This window comes from Acerihabitans sp. (assembly GCF_036398755.1).
Lineage (GTDB): Bacteria > Pseudomonadota > Gammaproteobacteria > Enterobacterales > Enterobacteriaceae > Acerihabitans.
The window spans coordinates 73139-89818 of record NZ_DASWOM010000132.1; the positions used below are offsets into that span (position 1 = coordinate 73139).

The window sequence follows — 16680 nt, forward strand, 5'->3', positions numbered from 1 at the left end:
TTCATCTGCTGAATCTACCTGGTTTAGGTCAAAGGATTCATGCTGTTGCCATCGATTGCTGATGGACGACAACCATGAAAACTCTCAAGAAAGCGCAACCACATGACGCCCCGGTACAGGCGGCCCGGCCGCAGAGCGGCATTTGGGGGATAACCGGCTGGTGGCGGCGGTTATACGGCTATTATCAACGCTTGCGGTCTCTGCGCCGCGGCCGCAAGGCCCTGATGTCCCTTGATACCGCGCGGCTGCGGGATATCGGCCTGACCCGCGACGACCTGCCGTATAAAGATGAGCGGCGCTAGTCAGCCCAATAGACGATAACCCGCCTGTTCAGCGGCGGCTGCCCGCTGCGCCAGCAGCCGGTAATCAGCCGGGTCGGGTATCCTGAACCCCTGTAGCCGCAGCGCCGCCAGCAGGGCGGCGCCGTTCTCGTCCCGCGATAAGGTGGTAAACGCGCGTTGCAGGGCGGCGAGGGCGGCGGGCGGCAGCGTGGCCGAGGCCACCAGCAGGGGCATCGGCGCCGGCGCGGTATTATCTATCACCCGCACTTTTCCCATCAGGTCAGGCTCGTCGCGCGCCAGCAGTTCCCAGGCGTAGCTGTCCACCGGGCCGATATCGGCGTCACCGCCGGCGACCGCCTCCACCACCCGGCGCGGGGTCACCAGCGGGCCGACGGTGTGACGATATAAAGCCGTTTGTCCCGGGCGCAGGTATGCCAGCAGGTGAAATCGCAGGGCGCTGTAGCCGGAGTGCGATTCCGGGTTGGTAAACGCCAGCCGTCCGCCAAAGGTATCGCGCAATTGCCGGTAGGGCGCGTCGCGGGCGACAATCAAGCGGCTGCGGTAGCTGCCGGGGCCATCGGGCAGCGAATGCAGCGGCACCGGCGCGACAATGGCCACTACCGGGAACAGCCCGAGCGAAAACGGCAGGCCGCACATAAACACCCCGGCCAGATCCGCGCGCCGCCATAACGCTTCCAGCGGGGCGGGGGCCGGATAATCAATCACGTCGCCCGCGACGCCGGCGCGCCGATAGACCTCCCGCAACAGCGTTTTCCAGTCCGCGGCCGCGGCCGGGGTAACCGAATACATGCGTCCGTTGGCGATCATGAGTGGAATGACTCCTGGCCGATATCCAGCAGGCGTTCGCCGGCGGTCAGCCAGCCGGGCGTGGTGATGGCCTGCGCGAGGTTTTCAATATCGCGCGCGGTTGCGCGATCCTGATCAAGTCCGGCAACCCGCGCGCGCACGCGGCCATAAATGGCCGCGCCGCCCTGCCCGAGTTGCCCCTTGGTGTCCGGGCGCAAATCAATGGCCTGCGCCGCCACCATCAGTTCAATCGCCACCAGATAGCGCAGGCTGCCGGCCAGGCGCGCCGTTTTGCCGACGGCGGCCATGGCCTGCGAGGCATAATCCTCTACCCGATCGGCCACCGGGATGGTGATGGCGGACAGCGGATTGGCCTGATGCACGATATCGCTGGTCAGCGCGGAAATGGTTTTTTGCAGCGTGGCAAACCCCGTTTGTCCGGGGTGCGGCGTCAGGAAACGCGGCAACCCGCTGGCGCCCTCGGACATCAGTTTCATCATGCGTTCAGCGGCGCAGCTGGCCTGGCGCGCCAGCGCCAAACCCAGGGCTTCAAACGCCAGCGCCAAATGCGTCGCGTCGAAATTGGCGTTGGGCAACACCAACTCCGCCTCGGCTATCAGGGCCGGATTATCATCGGCGCTGTTCAGCTCCAGCTCCGTTGACCGCCGGGCGAGGTTAAAGGCCTGATAGACGCTGGCCAGCACCGACGCCGAGCAGCGAAAACTCAAAGGGTCTTGCAACAGACGCGCGCCGCCGGGCCGGGACAAGGCGCCGCCATCCAGCAGCGCCAGCAGATGGGACGCACATTCCGCCCCGCCCGGCAGCCTGCGGATGCGGCTGGCCCAAGGCGACAACGGGGAGGTATTGGCGCGGAACGCCTCGAACGACAGGGCGATGGCGCCGGCCTGCACGTTAATCAGCTGGGCGATATCGGCCAGCAGCAGCGCGGCCAGGCCGACGCTTGCCGCATTGGACGAGACCAGCGCCAGGCCATCCTTGCCGGTTAGCGCGGGCAGGGTAAAACCCAGGGTCCGCGCCAGCGTGCGGATATCGGTTACCTGTCCCCGGTATTCCGCCAAACCGTCGCCCGCCAGCGCGCTGCCGATATGCGCCAGCGGCGCCAGATCGGCTTCGCCGATTGAACCGAGCAACGGCACCTGGGGATGCACGCCGAGATTCAATAAGTTCAGCAAAGCCTGCGCGCTCGGCAATGAAATGCCGGAGTACCCCTCGGCAATGCCGGCGAGCCGCGCCAGCATCATTGCCCGTACCTGGGCGTTTTCGGCAAGCGGGCCAACGCCCACCGCTCGCGCCAGGGGAATACGTTGCTGGATGTCGGGTAAACGGGCGATATCGGCCTGTCCGTCCGCGCCGCTCAGCACCGCGGTATCCACGCCGGCGCCCAGGCCGGTGGTGACGCCATAAATGCGATCGCCGGCGGTGATGCGTTGATAAAGAAAGGAAAAGCCCGTTTTTATGCGCAACAGCGCCGCCGGGCTAAACGCCACCGGCTGGTGTTCCCGGGCTATGCGCGCAAGCGTCGCCACGGTTAACGCCGTATCACCGCCGAGAATGAATGTCATTATTGCTCTTAACCGAGGGCAGGAAGGCGTGTCGTCCGCCAGCGGGGCAGAACGCGCCATGAGTCGTCATTGATAAAGATAGCGTATCTTCCACTGGGAAAAATAACAAATATAATTGTGCAAATGCATTATCAGGGTAAATATGCCAGAGTATTTTTTCTAGCTTAGTGATTGATAATACTATTGAAAATATTTTTCCCCACAAGTTTGTCAATAGGATAAATAAGGCAAATTCAATATATGAATTGTGATAACGATAACAAAAACTATATTTCATAACCCTTTTGCAACATTTATGAAAAGACAGCGGGTTACCGGCTGGATAGAGTGAAATTCTTCTTATCCCTCTACAGGACAATAGGTTGCCATGCTGACGATAAAAGAAAAAATAGGTTACGGCTTGGGTGATACCGCGTCTAATTTTGTCTGGAAATCCACGCTGCTATTTCTGGCATTTTTCTATACTGACGTTTTTGGTATTTCTCCCGGCGTAATGGGAACCATATTCCTGGTCTCACGGCTGCTGGACGCCATTACCGATCCGTTGATGGGTATCCTGGTCGATCGCACCCGCACCCGGCATGGCCAATTCCGGCCTTATATTCTCTGGTGCGCTATTCCCTTCGGCGTGATACTGGCGCTCACCTTTTATACCCCGGACTTCAGTTATACCGGCAAGGTCATCTATGCCAGCGTAACCTATATTTTACTGACATTAGCCTATACCGCGATCAACGTGCCTTATTGCTCAATGCCGGCCGCCATTACCTCAGACTCACGGGAACGGCACTCCTTGCAATCCTATCGCTTTTTCATGGCCGCCCTGGCGGCGCTTATCGTCTCGGGGGTATCGCTGCCGCTGGTTAACATCATCGGCGGCGGCAACGATCGTGTCGGTTATTTCGGCGCCATGTGCGTGCTGGGTGTACTGGGCGCCCTGTGTTTCCTGGTTTGTTTTGCCATGACCAAAGAGAAATATATTCTCAATAGCGGCCAGCATTTTAATATCAAGGAAGACATTAAAGTATTATGGGGCAACAGCCAATGGCGGATTATTACCTTGTTCAAAATTGTCGGCTCGGCGTCGAATACCATCCGGGTCGGCGCCATGATGTATTTTGTGAAATATGTAATGGATCACCCCGAGCTAGCGTCGAATTTTGTCTTTTACGGCAGCATTGCCGCCATGGTCGGCTCCATCCTGTCGGCAAAATTACTGGGCAAGTACGACCGCATAAAAAGCTGCAAGGCCACGGTTTTGATTTATATCGCGCTGAACCTGGTTATCTTCTTCACGCCCAGCACCAGCATAAGCATGATTTTTGTTCTCAATATGATTTTTATGTTCTTTTTTAACCTGACCAATCCTCTGCAATGGCTTATGGCCTCCGATATCGTCGATTATGAAGAACACCGCAGCGGCCACCGGCTGGATGGTTTGATTTTTTCCACCTATCTGTTCAGCATCAAAATCGGCCTGGCGCTGGGTGGCGCGCTGCTGGGCTGGTCGTTGCATTTTGCCCATTACCAGCCGGGCGTGGGCATCCAGGACGGTACGGTGGTGCTCATGGTGAAATTTGTCTTCTGTATTATTCCCTCCATTTTTTCCGCGCTGCAAATCCTGATGCTGTTGTTTTATAAGCTAAACAGCGAAACAGTCCAGCGCATCACTGAACAGCTGGCTTTGCGCCATCAAAAGGCCGATGAGGTCTCCCGGCATACCGTTGGCGACAACGCCACGCAACGCCCATAACCTGGGGATAACATGAATATTGAAAATCCGATTTTAAAAGGTTTCCATCCCGACCCCTGTATCTGTCGCCGGGGCGATGACTTTTATATCGCAAGCTCCACGTTTGAATGGTTTCCGGGCATCCGTCTGCATCATTCCACCGATCTGGTCAACTGGCGTCCCGCCGGTTACGTGTTGACCACCGCGGGGCAACTGGATATGCGTGGTAATCCGGATTCCGGCGGTATCTGGGCGCCGGATATCAGCTATCGCGACGGCCTGTTTTGGGTGGTATATACCAATATCAAGGTGGTCAACGCACCCTGGAAAATCGGTTATAACTACCTGGTCACCGCGCCGGATATCAATGGCCCCTGGAGCGAACCGGTGCTACTGGGGGCGGGGGGCATCGACCCGTCGCTATTTCATGCCGACGACGGCAGGAAATACCTGTCCTATCGCCTGTGGGGACCAAAACACCATAGCAATCCCCATAATACGATTGTCCTGCAAGAATATTTCCCACAGCAGAAAAAGCTGGCCAGTGACTGGCGCGTTATTTTTGAAGGCACCGACCTTAAATATACCGAAGCGCCGCATATCTATCTCAAGGATGGTTATTATTATTTATTGACGGCGGAAGGCGGCACCCGCTATGAACATGCCGTCACCGTGGCGCGCGCCCGGCACATCGACGGGCCGTATGAATTACATCCGGACTGGCATATTTTGACCGCCTGGGATAAACCGCGACATCCCCTGCAAAAAGCGGGACATGGTTCATTAATACAATTCGATCGGAATCGCTGGTATATGGTCTATTTGACCAGCCGGCCGTTAAAGCTGCCGGATACGCCGTTGATCACCACCAAGGTGCGCGGTTATTGCCCGCTGGGCCGCGAAACGGCCATCGCCGAAATTGAGTGGCGCGACGGCTGGCCTTATGTCGCCGGCGGTCCACTGCCCGCCTTGTCGGTGCCGGCGCCCCGGCCGGAAACACAGGCGGATCCGGCGCCGCAGGCCAAACACCATGATTTCAATCGCACCATCCTGGATGACGATTTGCAAACGCTGCGGCAGCCCTTTTGCGAAGAAATGGGCAGTTTAACGGCACGTCCGGGATATTTGCGCCTGTACGGCAATGACTCGCTGTTGTCCACCTTCCTGCAATCCACCGTTGCCCGGCGCTGGCAGCATGTGCATTTCGCCTGCGAAACCCGCTTTCAGTTCAGTCCCCATAACTTCCAGCAAAGCGCCGGCCTCACCTGCTATTACAGCTCGCTTAACTGGTCATATTGTTTTGTCGCCGGCGACGGAAAACAGGGACGATCCATCAAGCTGACGCAACTTGATAAAGGAGAGGCCATGTATCATATCGATGAACCGGGGATTCCGGTTCCCGCCGGGGCGCAATCGATATGGCTGAAAGTGACGGTGAACGGTTTAACCTATCGCTATAGCTATTCGTTCGACGGCGACGGCTGGCATGATATCGGCCCGGCACTGGAATCCTGGAAGCTGTCCGATGATTATACCCTCGGCAAGGGCTGCTTTACCGGCGCGTTTGTAGGACTGCACTGCGACGATATCAGCCGGCACGGCTGCCACGCCGACTTTTATTGCCTGAGCTACCGGCCTTTGCCGCAGGAAGAATAACCGGGCCTCAGTCCAGGGGAGGGATGACACCCTCGGCCAGCGTTTTAAGCAGGCGCGCGCGGCGGCGTTCGAGATCCGCTATTTGCCGTTCGATGGACTCCAGGCGCTTGCGCTGTACCGCGGTGGTTTCGGGGCAGGCGCCCGCCCCTTCGATCATCAGCATGCAGTCGGGGAATGCGCGGATCTCGGCCAGGCTGAAGCCGGTGGCGATCATCCGCTGGATCTGCCTGACCTGCGCCACCGCCGCCGGGGGAAATGACCGATAGTCGTTGCAGGTACGGATGGACGTGAGCAGGCCCTGCGCATCGTAATGGCGAATCGAACGTACGCTGGCGCCGGTTGCGCTCGCGAGCTGACCAATGGTCAGCGGTTGCTGGATCGTGGCTTTATTCATCGGAATAGCATGGCGGAAAATGTCGTTGACCCGGATATTTTTCGCCATTGACCCTGGCCTCAATGTAACAGTAGTAATTATAGGTACCCGTCAATAATAAGAGTACCACAAAATGACGAAACGAAATTTTCACCTTGACCCTGACACCAGTGTGAGGGTTGAGATTGCTGGTTCTTGTCCAACAGAATCAACAGAAGAGTACCGCTTATGTCCAGACTTTCGTTTAATTGCCTGGTGTCATCGCTGGCCGTCATCGCCACGCTGCTTGCCCTGTCCCCCGACGTACAAGCCGAGGGGAAAAGCTACACCGTCAATGCGCCTGACGGCGTAAAGATAGCCGTCCAGGAAACGGGCAACCCCGAGGGCCCGTCCGTCATCTTTATCCACGGGTTGCTCGGCAGCCACCTCAACTGGGACAGGCAAATCAACAGCCCCCGGCTCGCGCGCTATCGCCTGATTACCTATGATATGCGCGGCCACGGCCTGTCCGGCAAGCCCGCCGACGGGGAGGCTTACAGTGATGGACGGCATTGGGCGGACGACCTCGCCGCGGTTATCCGCTCGGCCCATGCGCGCAAACCCACCCTGGTGGGCTGGTCGCTGGGCGGCGTTGTTATCTCCAACTACCTGGAAAAGTATGGCGACGACCCGATCGCCGGCGCGGTCTATGTTGACGGCGTGATTGAACTCAAGCCCGATCAGATAACGCCGCATCCCGCGATATATCGCGATTTAAATTCGCCAGATTTGAAAACCCACCTCGACGGCGTGCGTGATTTCCTGCGCCTGTGCTTTCACACCCGACCCGACGCGGCCACCTTCGGGCGTCTGTACGCCAATGCCGCCATGGCTTCATGGGATATGCAGCGCAGCGTAATGTCGATAACGGTCGATGCGGCCAAAGCCCTGGGCAAGGCGCGGGTGCCGGTGTTGCTGATTTATGGCGCGCAGGACGCGCTGGTGCGGCCCACGGCGGCCATAGCGCGTGCTCAGGCGCTGAATCCGGCCATTCAAAGCAAACTTTATGCGGGCTCGGGTCACGCGCCCTTTATCGAGGAGCCGGAGCGCTTTAACCGCGATCTGTCGGTGTTTATCGATAACGCCAAACCTCGCTGAGATCGGGAACCGGGGCCATGCCGGCAAAACCAGACGTGTGCGATTATCATCAGCGCAGCGGCCGGCGGCCGCCCCGAATACAACGGTGCCGAGGCTATGGTAATTTCAGGCAATTAATGAATCCGGTCAGACCATAATAAATTATTAAGATAAAACTTAAGAATAGTTACTCTTATTATGAATACAGATCACAAGTCATATTTACCGCCTTGAATAATAGGTCCGGGTGGAAAAAATATATTTGTAAACGGAGAGCCGACGCAAATTACTCTAGTCAATACAGGGTTATACTGAATTGAATATGATAATAATGCCTGTGCAGGGAGTTAACCATGCTAACCTTCGCGCTGCGTAATAGCCTGTGGCTGCTGGTTTATCTGTTTTTTATTTCTGCTCCGCTATTTGTATTGCTGTTAGGTTCTTTGCCCCCCGCGCGTGATTTTTGGACCGAATTCTCCATTGCCCTGGGGTATTCCGGCTTAGCGATTATGGGGCTGCAATTCGGCCTGACCTCGCGTTTTCGCTGGGTAACCAAACCCTGGGGCGAAGACGTGATTTATCATTTCCACCGGCGCATATCGTTGATCGCCCTTGGCCTGGTGCTGGCCCATCCGCTGATTTTGTTTATTGTCAGGCCGGAACTGCTGGCGCTGCTGAATTTTGCCTCGGCCCCCTGGCGCGCCAGGCTGGCGGCGATATCCACCTATTCTTTGATTGGCCTGATCGTCCTGGCACTTTGGCGGGTAAAGCTGAAATTAAGCTACGAGGCGTGGCATCTCACCCATATCATCCTGGCGGTGGCGGCCGTGGCGGCGGGACTTATGCATATGGCCGCCTGGGGATTTTATCTTGAAGACCCGATGAAAAAAGCGCTGTGGTACGGGCTGACGCTGTTCTGGCTGGCGCTGTTGCTGTATGTCCGCCTGGTAAAACCGCTGTTTATGCTGCGCCGGCCTTACCGGGTGGCGCAGGTAAAAACCGAGCGCGGCAATACCACCACGCTTGTGATGAAACCGGAAGGGCATGGAGGTTTCCGGTTTACGCCGGGGCAATTCGGCTGGCTGACGTTGTGGAACGGCCCGTTTAACATCACCGGCCATCCGTTCTCGTTTTCCTCCAGCGCGCAGGCGGGCGACGGCCGCGTAGAAATGTCGATCCGGAACCTGGGCGATTTCACCGCGGGAATTTCCCAGGTTACCCCCGGGCAACGGGTGTATCTCGATGGCCCCTACGGCGCCTTCACCATTGGCAACCCGGCGGATATGCACGTGCTGATCGCAGGCGGCGTCGGCATTACCCCCATGATGAGCATTCTGCGCACGCTGGCCGATCGCGGCGACCAACGCCCGGTGGTGCTGATTTACGGTAGCAGGGACTGGGAATCGATAACCTTTCGCGAGGAGCTGGACGCCTTGCGGGCGCGGCTCGATCTCAAGCTGGTGCACGTTTTGTCCCGACCGCATAAGGGCTGGACGGGAGAAACCGGCTTTATTGATGCCGCATTATTCAGGCGCCATCTGCCGCCACCCTACAATATGCACGAATACTTTATCTGCGGCCCCAATGTGATGATGGATGCCATAGAGAACGCGCTGGCCGCTATGGATGTGCCGATGTCCAAATACCATACCGAACGCTATAACTTCGCTTAAGGAAAACCTACCATGCAACGACTGTTCGCCGAACGGCTGGCGCTCATCAGCGGAATAATCATCGTGGCGTTGTCCGTGCTTTTTGCCTATTTACGGGTATATGGATGATTGCCGGGCACCAGGCCCGGCATTAATGACCGGGCCTGGCCTGTTTGGCTTATGCGGTTTTTGCGGTGGTTCTAAAACGGGCAAATAGCCATTTTTCTATTTCAACAATAATAAATATAACGATGCTCACCAGCAGGGTCACGCCCCAGTAATAAGCTGGCAGCGGCTCGGTCCCGAACGCCCGGTTCATAAACGGCAGGTAGATAATGGCCAGTTGCAGTACTATCAGCACACCGGTGACCAGCCATAATCCCTTATTCATAAATATTTCCCGGTTCAATGGGAACCTGTCCGTTACCCGGCAGTTAAACATATAAATCCATTGAGCGGTGACCAGCGTTTGCATCACCAGCGTACGGATAAATTCGCCGCTATAGCCGCGCGGCAGCAGGAGCGATTCCAGCCAAAAGGCGCTACAGGCGATAAGCGTGCCGACAAAGGCGATGCGCCAGATAGCATGGCCGTCCAGCACGTGCCGCGCCGGATCGCGCGGTTGACGGGACATGACGCCTTTTTCCGCCGGTTCAAAGGCCAGGCCGAACGACAGCGTGGTGGACGTGGCCATATTTACCCACAATATTTGCAGGGCGGTCAGCGGGATCACCGCGCCGGCCAGGATGGCGAAGATAATCAACAGCCCCTGCGCCAGATTGGTGGGCAAAATAAACAGGATGGTTTTTTTCAGGTTATCGTAAACGCGCCGCCCTTCTTTAACCGCATTGGCGATAGTAGCGAAATTATCGTCGGTCAATACCATATCCGCCGCTTCCTTGGTGACCTCGGTGCCCTTGATCCCCATGGCGATGCCCACATCGGCCTGTTTCAGCGCCGGCGCATCATTCACGCCGTCGCCGGTCATGCCGACCACGCCGCCCTTATCCTGCAGGGCTTTGACCAGCCGCAGCTTGTGCTCGGGGCTGGTACGGGCAAAAATATCATAATGAACCGCGGCGCCGGCCAACTGGTTATCATCCATATGCTCCAGCTGGCTGCCGGTAATGGATTCGACCCCATTGCCGATGCCGAGCATGGCGCCGATGGCCATCGCGGTTTCCTGATGGTCGCCGGTAATCATTTTTACCCGGATGCCGGCCCGCTGACACAACGCAATGGCTTCGATGGCTTCCGGACGCGGTGGATCCATCATGCCGGCAATACCGGCAAACACCATGCCCCGCTGAATATCCGCATGCTCCAGGCCCGCCTCTCCCGGGATGGGGCTTTTAAACGCGGCGGCCACCATGCGTAATCCCTGCCTGGCATAGCGCGCCATTTCCTCTTCCCAGTAATCGCGGCGAAACGGGCGCACCCCCTCGCGCGTCAACTCCTGGTGGCAGAAAGTAAACAGCACGTCCGGCGCGCCGGTGAGGAAAACCAGGATCTCGTCGCCAACCTGATGGCGGGTCGCCATATATTTATAGGCGGAGTCAAACGGGATTTTATCCAGCAGACTAACCTCACCGAGCCGAAGCCCCGATTTGGCGGCCAGCACCTTTAACGCGCCTTCCGTCGGTCCGCCGGTAATGCCCCAGTGACCCCGGTCGTCCTGCCTTATCTGGCTGTCATTACATAATTCCACCGCGGTGATAAAGCGCGCCAGGACGGTATCCTCACTCAATTCAACCGCCTGTTCACTTCCCAGCGCGTAGATGTTACCCACCGGCTCATAGCTTTCCCCGGCGACGCGATAGCTGCCATCCGCCATTACCACCGCTTTCACCGTCATTTCATTCATCGTCAGCGTGCCGGTTTTGTCGGAACAGACCACGGTCATGGCCCCCAGCGTTTCCACCGTCGGCAGCTTACGGATAATCGCCCGCGCCCGCGCCATGGACTGTACGCCCAGCGACAGGATAATCGAGATAATGGCCGGCAGTCCTTCAGGCACCGCGGCGACGGCCAGGCTTATCAGCGCCAACAGCAGCTCGGTGAACGGCATATCGCGCAGGAAAAAAGCGAAGATGAACAGCACCGCCATCATCACCAGAATCAGCATGAATATGCCCTTGCCCAAGCGGTCCATTTGCGTTAGCAGCGGCGTGCGGTGCGGATCGATGGCGGCCATCATTTGGTTGATATGGCCCAGCTCGGTATCGCCGCCGCTGGCCACCACCACGCCTTTGGCCGTACCCGCGCTGATGGTGGTACCGGAAAAAAGCAAATTAACGCGATCGCCAATCGTCACCTCCCGGTCGATCGCGCCGATATGTTTTGCCACCACCGTCGACTCACCGGTAAGAATGGCCTCCTCCACCAGCAGGTTATGCGCCTCCAATAACCGCAGATCGGCCGGGATTTTGTCGCCCGGCCGCAGGGTAACGATATCGCCGGGCACCAAATCCCGGGCTTCAATGGTCTGGGTAATCCCAGCGCGGATCACCACCGCCGTGCTGGACAGCATGCCCTGGATGCTTTTGAGCGATTTTTCGGCGTTGCTTTCCTGCACAAAACCAATCAGCGCGTTGATTACCGCCACCGCCAGGATGATGACCATATCCACCCACTGCGCCATAATACCTTTCAATACCGCCGCTATCAGCAGTATGTAAATCAATACATCATTAAAATGCGCCAGAAATTGTAATAACGGATGCCGTGTTTTACGCGCGGGCAGCTCATTGGCGCCATAGCGCCTCAGCCGCTCGGCGGCCTCTTGCGCCTCCAGTCCGGCGTCGGTGGTATCAAGCTGGCGCAGCGTTTCCGCCGTATCCAGCCTGTACCAGGCTATATCCGGGTTCTGCGATGAAACAGACGGCTTTACCGGTGAAGTTGTCATGTAATGACCTCCAGATGGCAAACAATAATAGGGCGATTTTCAAAAATTATGACGCGCTCGTTTAACCTGCAAGGCAATAAAAGCGGCCGAACGCCCGGCCAACGGCGAGATTCAGGTATTTAAGACGATGATGAGTAACTTAATAATAACAGCCTCATAGCACGATCAATGAGATGTGGGTCAGCTTATGGACAGGATAATGATAAATAAATTAACCGGCTTGATACTGTTTGTATGAAATGAAATTTTCGCATTTTCTATAAGGCTGATAAATAGGAGACGGGAGTAATTAGAAATATTTATTTTTTTTAAAGTTAAATATCAAATTATCTTAATTAAACTTTACTCCCTTGGCCTGTATTGCCTAACAGCGGTGACCACCCGTCCGGCGGGCCGGGGGAACCCGGCCACAAGCGATGAGTTAAGGTCTGTTTATTCAATGGCGTTTAAGAAAATTACTGCTGATGCTCGCGAATGAATTCAATAAAGGCGCGCAGCGGCGCCGGCACCAGCCGCCGGTCCGGGTAATACAGATATGGGCCGGGGAAATCGGTCCACCAGGGTTCCAGTACCGGTTCCAGCGCGCCGCTGGCGAGATGGGGCCTGAGCCACTCCTCGAACAGCTGTATCACCCCAACACCCGCTACCGCCGCCTCCACCGCCAGATCCACCGCCGCCCCCACGCTCACGATAAGCGGCCCCGAGGGCTGCACCCTGACAATCTCGCCCTCTTTGACGAATTCCCATTCCGGCATGATGCCGCTGGCATATTTACCCCGCAGGCAAGCGTGGCGCAGCAAATCCCGCGGATGTTCCGGCCGGCCCCGGCGGTCAAGATAGGCGGGGGCCGCGGCAATGGCAAAACGCTGACGCCTTGGTCCGATGGGCACGGCGATCATATCCTGCTCCAGCTTTTCGTCGTAGCGTATTCCCGCGTCGCAGCCGGCGTGAAAGATATCCACCACATTGCTGTCGGCCACGATCTCAAGCTGAATGTCGGGATAGCGGGCCAAAAACGCCGGCACGATGCCGGGTAGAACCAGACGCACCGCACTGACGGGCACGTTGAGCCGCAACGTGCCTGCAGGGGTGGCGCGAAAAGCGTTAACGGCGTCGAGCGCCGATTCCACTTCGTTCATCGCCGGCAGAAGCCTTTCCAATAACATTTTTCCGGCGGCGGTCAGCACCACGGTCCGGGTGGTGCGGTTAAACAACCGCACGCCCAACTGCCGCTCGGCGCGCCGCACGGCATCGCTCAGGCGCGAGGGATTACTGTTGATGGCACGCGCCGCCTCCCGGAAACCACCCGCTTTGGCAACCGCGATAACCGCGTTAAGCAGGCCCAGATCGATGGTCATTGTCCGTAACCTCGTACAGCCTGTATCTATTTGACCCTATAGTCGCACAGCATTGTTGCTCCTACAATGGATGGTAACCAGAACAGGAGAGCAACTATGACCAGCCACACTACTTCCGGCAGTTATCAACTTGGCCACCGCCAGGTCAACCGAATCGGTTATGGGGCGATGCAACTGGCGGGTCCCGGCGTGTTCGGCCCGCCTAAAGATCACGCCATGTGCCTGCGCGTACTGCGTGAAGCGGTGGCCGCCGGCGTCAACCATATCGATACCTCCGATTTCTACGGGCCCCATATTACCAATAAGCTCATCAAGGAGGCGCTGCATCCCTATGCCGACGATTTGTGTATCGTTACCAAAGTGGGTGCGATAAGAGATGAAAAAGGTGGCTGGATTCCGGCGTTTTCGGCTCGGGAACTTACCCGGGCGGTGGAGGACAACCTGCGCCATTTGGGCTTGGATGTACTTGATGTGGTCAATCTGCGCAGTATGCTGGATGTCCATCGTCCGGCGGAAGGTTCGCTGGAAGCCCCTCTGACCGCCCTGGTCGAATTAAAGGAACGCGGCCTGATTCGCCATATCGGCCTGAGCCATGTTACGCCCACCCAGATATCCGACGCACAGAAGATTACCCCCATCGCCTGCGTGCAGAATTATTATAATCTGGCTAATCGCCAGGACGATGACCTCATCGATGCGCTTGCCGTCCAGGGTATTCCCCTGGTGCCGTTTTTCCCACTGGGCGGATTTTCCCCCCTGCAATCCGAAGCGCTTAACGAGGTCGCGCGCAGGCTGGACGCCACACCCATGCAGGTGGCCCTGGCCTGGTTATTACAGCGTTCGCCGAATATATTGCTGATCCCCGGCACGTCTTCGCCGCAGCATCTGCGGGAAAACCTGGCGGCGGCCGAGGTGCGGCTGTCGGCGGAAGATGTGGCGTTGCTGGAGCAATAAGGGATGTTTCGCGGCTAAACGGCGCGGGTGTAAAGCCCGTTCCCGCATGAGGACCAGATTTGCCGGGTTGGGAAATATCTTTCTAAGAAATGGGGTAATTTTCTGGGTGTTACCATATTCACCAGAATTATTACCCCTTTTAGGCGACCAAACCCTGCGCCGTTTGTTTAACGTGCCGGAGCCGGCCTTCGTTAACAGGTCAGACCGGCACTTACGTTCGGCTGGGGTGGTTTCATTTTATGCCTCGGCGTCCGCCAAGGCATCCAGTTCCGAATCGCTTAGTCCGGTAAGCTGGGTTACCGTGGCGCGATCGAGACCCATAGCCAGCATGCTACGGGCTATTTCATTATCCCGCTCGCCGCGACCTTCTTGCCGTCCAATCCGGCGGCCTTTCAGCTCCAGCTGTTCTGCTATGGTCATCAGTTCCTCCCTGTAGCGTGGCGTATTATCACCCAGATTACGCAAAAAGACTTCCGAGTCAAGGCTATTCGCCTCCTGCGTCAAGTAGTGCATCAGGCACGCCACCTGCTCCTTGCTGGGATGGGTCAACTCCAGTAAAAAGGCGATATCCTGCAGACGAATGTTGATATCCCTATCGCGAATATGTTTTTGCACATATTCCAGCAACGCCGCTTTCCGATGGGCCTTGATTTCATCATCGGGTATAACCGTCACGTCCACCAGGGGAAACGCGTGGCAATACAACGCCTGCGCCAGGGCGGGGTCGTGAAAGCAGTCGAGCCAGCGGGTGCTGTAAGGGTAGGGACTTTGGGTACCGTGGTAAAACAGCAGCGGTATCACCAAGGGGAGTTTAGTATTGCCCTGTTCGAGATGGCTTTGCATTGCCGCCACGCTGTAGCGCAGAAGCCGAAACGCCATCATCTCATCGGCGCTGGACTGGTGTTCGATCAAGCAATAGATATACCCCGCGCCCGCCGTGGTGCGCAGGCTGTAAAGTATATCGCAGCTATGGGAGCGCATGTTGTCCTCGATAAAGCTGCCTGAGGTGACGGCCAATGTAGCGAAGTCGCATAACTCCCGTAGTGCCGGTGGCAGATGTATGTGCAAAAAATCGATAACCACGCTGATATCGCCAAAAAATTTCTTGAATAATGAATCATGGGGTGTAGGGAATTTATTCATGAATACACTGTAGTGGTGTTGACGTAAATAGAATTTAAACACCTATGGAGACAATTGTCTGGCGCAATATATTTTCGACGCATCTCTCATTTTAATGTAACGTGGCAATTATCAGTACATAATCAGCATCGATTGAATAATTGATGATATCAGTACGACATGCTATTAACTAAATTCGAATGTCACTAATTCACGGAATTATTTTATAATCACTCATGGTAAAAATTAAATTGGTAAGGATAAATATGCAATCGTATCCTAATTATTTTATATTCCAGATTAGGCTGGTTTTATAATTAACGATATCCATTCTGCATTCTTATTCTTAGCGAATTCATCAAGGAAGTCTGTGTCATCGGCACATCACACGTTTATAACGCGTCGGCATCCGCCAGGGCATCCAGTTTCGAATCGCTTAGTCCGGTAAGCTGGATTATCGTGGCGCGATCGAGGCCTATAGCCAGCATGCTACGGGCTATTTCTTTATTCCGCTCGCTGCGTCCTTCTTGCCATCCTTCTTGCCATTCTTCTTGCCATCCTTCTTGCCATCCAATCTGGCGTCCTTTCAGCTCCAGCTGTTCTGCGACGGTCATCATTTCCTCCCTGAATGAGGTTAAATAATGGCCGGGTAAGGACACCCGGCCAGCAATGCTGGCTTTTCAATGCAAACCCGCCAGTCACGGTCAGCAATGAAACTGGCATGGGGATGTATAATGGCAGAATGAACCTTAATGGTTCCATAACCGTTACTAAAATTGACAAATCAGGGCGACAGCAACGGGATAAAAGTATCGAACGCCAAGGCGAGTGGACCGGCCGGCGAATCTTTCATCGCTTATTTTAAGTGTTCCCCAACATGCGTATCCGAGCCAGTTGATGGATTTGTGTAATTGGCTGATATGACGCGCAACAGCCTGCGGCAAGCCCCTTGGAAGGACTGCAATGCCGTCGCCCGGGAGCGGCAGGCCGTATCTGGCCAACGCAAGACGCTGGCTTGCAAGCGCTGGACCCGTCGCCAGTGCCCGCGATCGCCGCTATTCGCGGATAAGCCGCAGCCGGCAGGCAAACCGGTTGAGTCTTGCGGGGGACGTCTGCGGAACCGGACTCGATACAGAAGCTG

The 16680-nt window shown here is 56.4% G+C and carries 13 protein-coding genes; 6 read left to right on the top strand and 7 right to left on the bottom strand.

Annotated elements, in window-relative coordinates; translation table 11 throughout:
• The first annotated feature begins 74 nt into the window (after window positions 1–74).
• Window positions 75–302 (top strand): DUF1127 domain-containing protein, encoded by a 228-nt coding sequence (locus VGC33_RS21555; RefSeq protein ID WP_331122810.1) that lies wholly within the window; start codon window positions 75–77, stop codon window positions 300–302.
• On the opposite strand, the gene VGC33_RS21560 is transcribed toward VGC33_RS21555, so the two are convergent.
• Window positions 303–1109, bottom strand: a complete 807-nt coding sequence (locus VGC33_RS21560; RefSeq protein ID WP_331122811.1) for a phosphate/phosphite/phosphonate ABC transporter substrate-binding protein — start codon at window positions 1107–1109, stop codon at window positions 303–305.
• On the bottom strand, window positions 1106–2671 hold the full coding sequence (locus VGC33_RS21565; RefSeq protein WP_331122812.1) for an aromatic amino acid lyase: 1566 nt from the start codon (window positions 2669–2671) through the stop codon (window positions 1106–1108). Before VGC33_RS21565 ends, VGC33_RS21560 begins: the two co-directional genes overlap by 4 nt.
• A 367-nt stretch (window positions 2672–3038) precedes the next feature.
• Between VGC33_RS21565 and VGC33_RS21570 the strand changes: the two genes are divergently transcribed.
• On the top strand, window positions 3039–4424 hold the full coding sequence (locus VGC33_RS21570; protein ID WP_331122813.1) for a glycoside-pentoside-hexuronide (GPH):cation symporter: 1386 nt from the start codon (window positions 3039–3041) through the stop codon (window positions 4422–4424).
• Between the two features lie 12 nt (window positions 4425–4436).
• Window positions 4437–6059, top strand: a complete 1623-nt coding sequence (locus tag VGC33_RS21575) for a glycoside hydrolase family 43 protein (protein WP_331122814.1) — start codon at window positions 4437–4439, stop codon at window positions 6057–6059.
• A 7-nt stretch (window positions 6060–6066) separates the two neighbouring features.
• Here VGC33_RS21575 and VGC33_RS21580 read toward each other — a convergent pair whose 3' ends face one another.
• Window positions 6067–6453, bottom strand: coding sequence for a MerR family transcriptional regulator (locus VGC33_RS21580; protein WP_331122828.1), 387 nt, complete (start codon window positions 6451–6453; stop codon window positions 6067–6069).
• Window positions 6454–6660: 207 nt separating this feature from the next.
• Between VGC33_RS21580 and VGC33_RS21585 the strand changes: the two genes are divergently transcribed.
• Window positions 6661–7569, top strand: a complete 909-nt coding sequence (locus VGC33_RS21585; RefSeq protein ID WP_331122815.1) for an alpha/beta fold hydrolase — start codon at window positions 6661–6663, stop codon at window positions 7567–7569.
• Between the two features lie 332 nt (window positions 7570–7901).
• The gene (locus VGC33_RS21590; protein WP_331122816.1) at window positions 7902–9221 is read left to right on the top strand and encodes a ferredoxin reductase family protein; all 1320 of its coding nucleotides are present in this window, start codon (window positions 7902–7904) and stop codon (window positions 9219–9221) included.
• A gap of 157 nt (window positions 9222–9378) precedes the next feature.
• Here the strand turns inward: VGC33_RS21590 and VGC33_RS21595 are convergent, their stop codons facing one another.
• Together VGC33_RS21595 and VGC33_RS21600 are read right to left on the bottom strand one after the other, a co-directional pair.
• Window positions 9379–12105 (bottom strand): cation-transporting P-type ATPase, encoded by a 2727-nt coding sequence (locus VGC33_RS21595; RefSeq protein ID WP_331122817.1) that lies wholly within the window; start codon window positions 12103–12105, stop codon window positions 9379–9381.
• 455 nt (window positions 12106–12560) lie between these two features.
• The gene (locus tag VGC33_RS21600; protein WP_331122818.1) at window positions 12561–13463 is read right to left on the bottom strand and encodes a LysR family transcriptional regulator; all 903 of its coding nucleotides are present in this window, start codon (window positions 13461–13463) and stop codon (window positions 12561–12563) included.
• A 96-nt stretch (window positions 13464–13559) separates the two neighbouring features.
• On the opposite strand from VGC33_RS21600, the gene VGC33_RS21605 reads away from it, so the two are divergent.
• Entirely contained in the window at window positions 13560–14417 is an 858-nt protein-coding gene (locus VGC33_RS21605; protein WP_331122819.1) for an aldo/keto reductase family oxidoreductase, read from the top strand.
• Window positions 14418–14654: 237 nt separating this feature from the next.
• Here the strand turns inward: VGC33_RS21605 and VGC33_RS21610 are convergent, their stop codons facing one another.
• Window positions 14655–15560 (bottom strand): Rpn family recombination-promoting nuclease/putative transposase, encoded by a 906-nt coding sequence (locus VGC33_RS21610; protein WP_331122820.1) that lies wholly within the window; start codon window positions 15558–15560, stop codon window positions 14655–14657.
• Window positions 15561–15931: 371 nt separating this feature from the next.
• A complete protein-coding gene (locus tag VGC33_RS21615; RefSeq protein WP_331122821.1) occupies window positions 15932–16153 on the bottom strand; it encodes an Rpn/YhgA-type helix-turn-helix domain-containing protein in 222 nt (73 codons plus the stop codon).
• Window positions 16154–16680 lie beyond the last annotated feature (527 nt).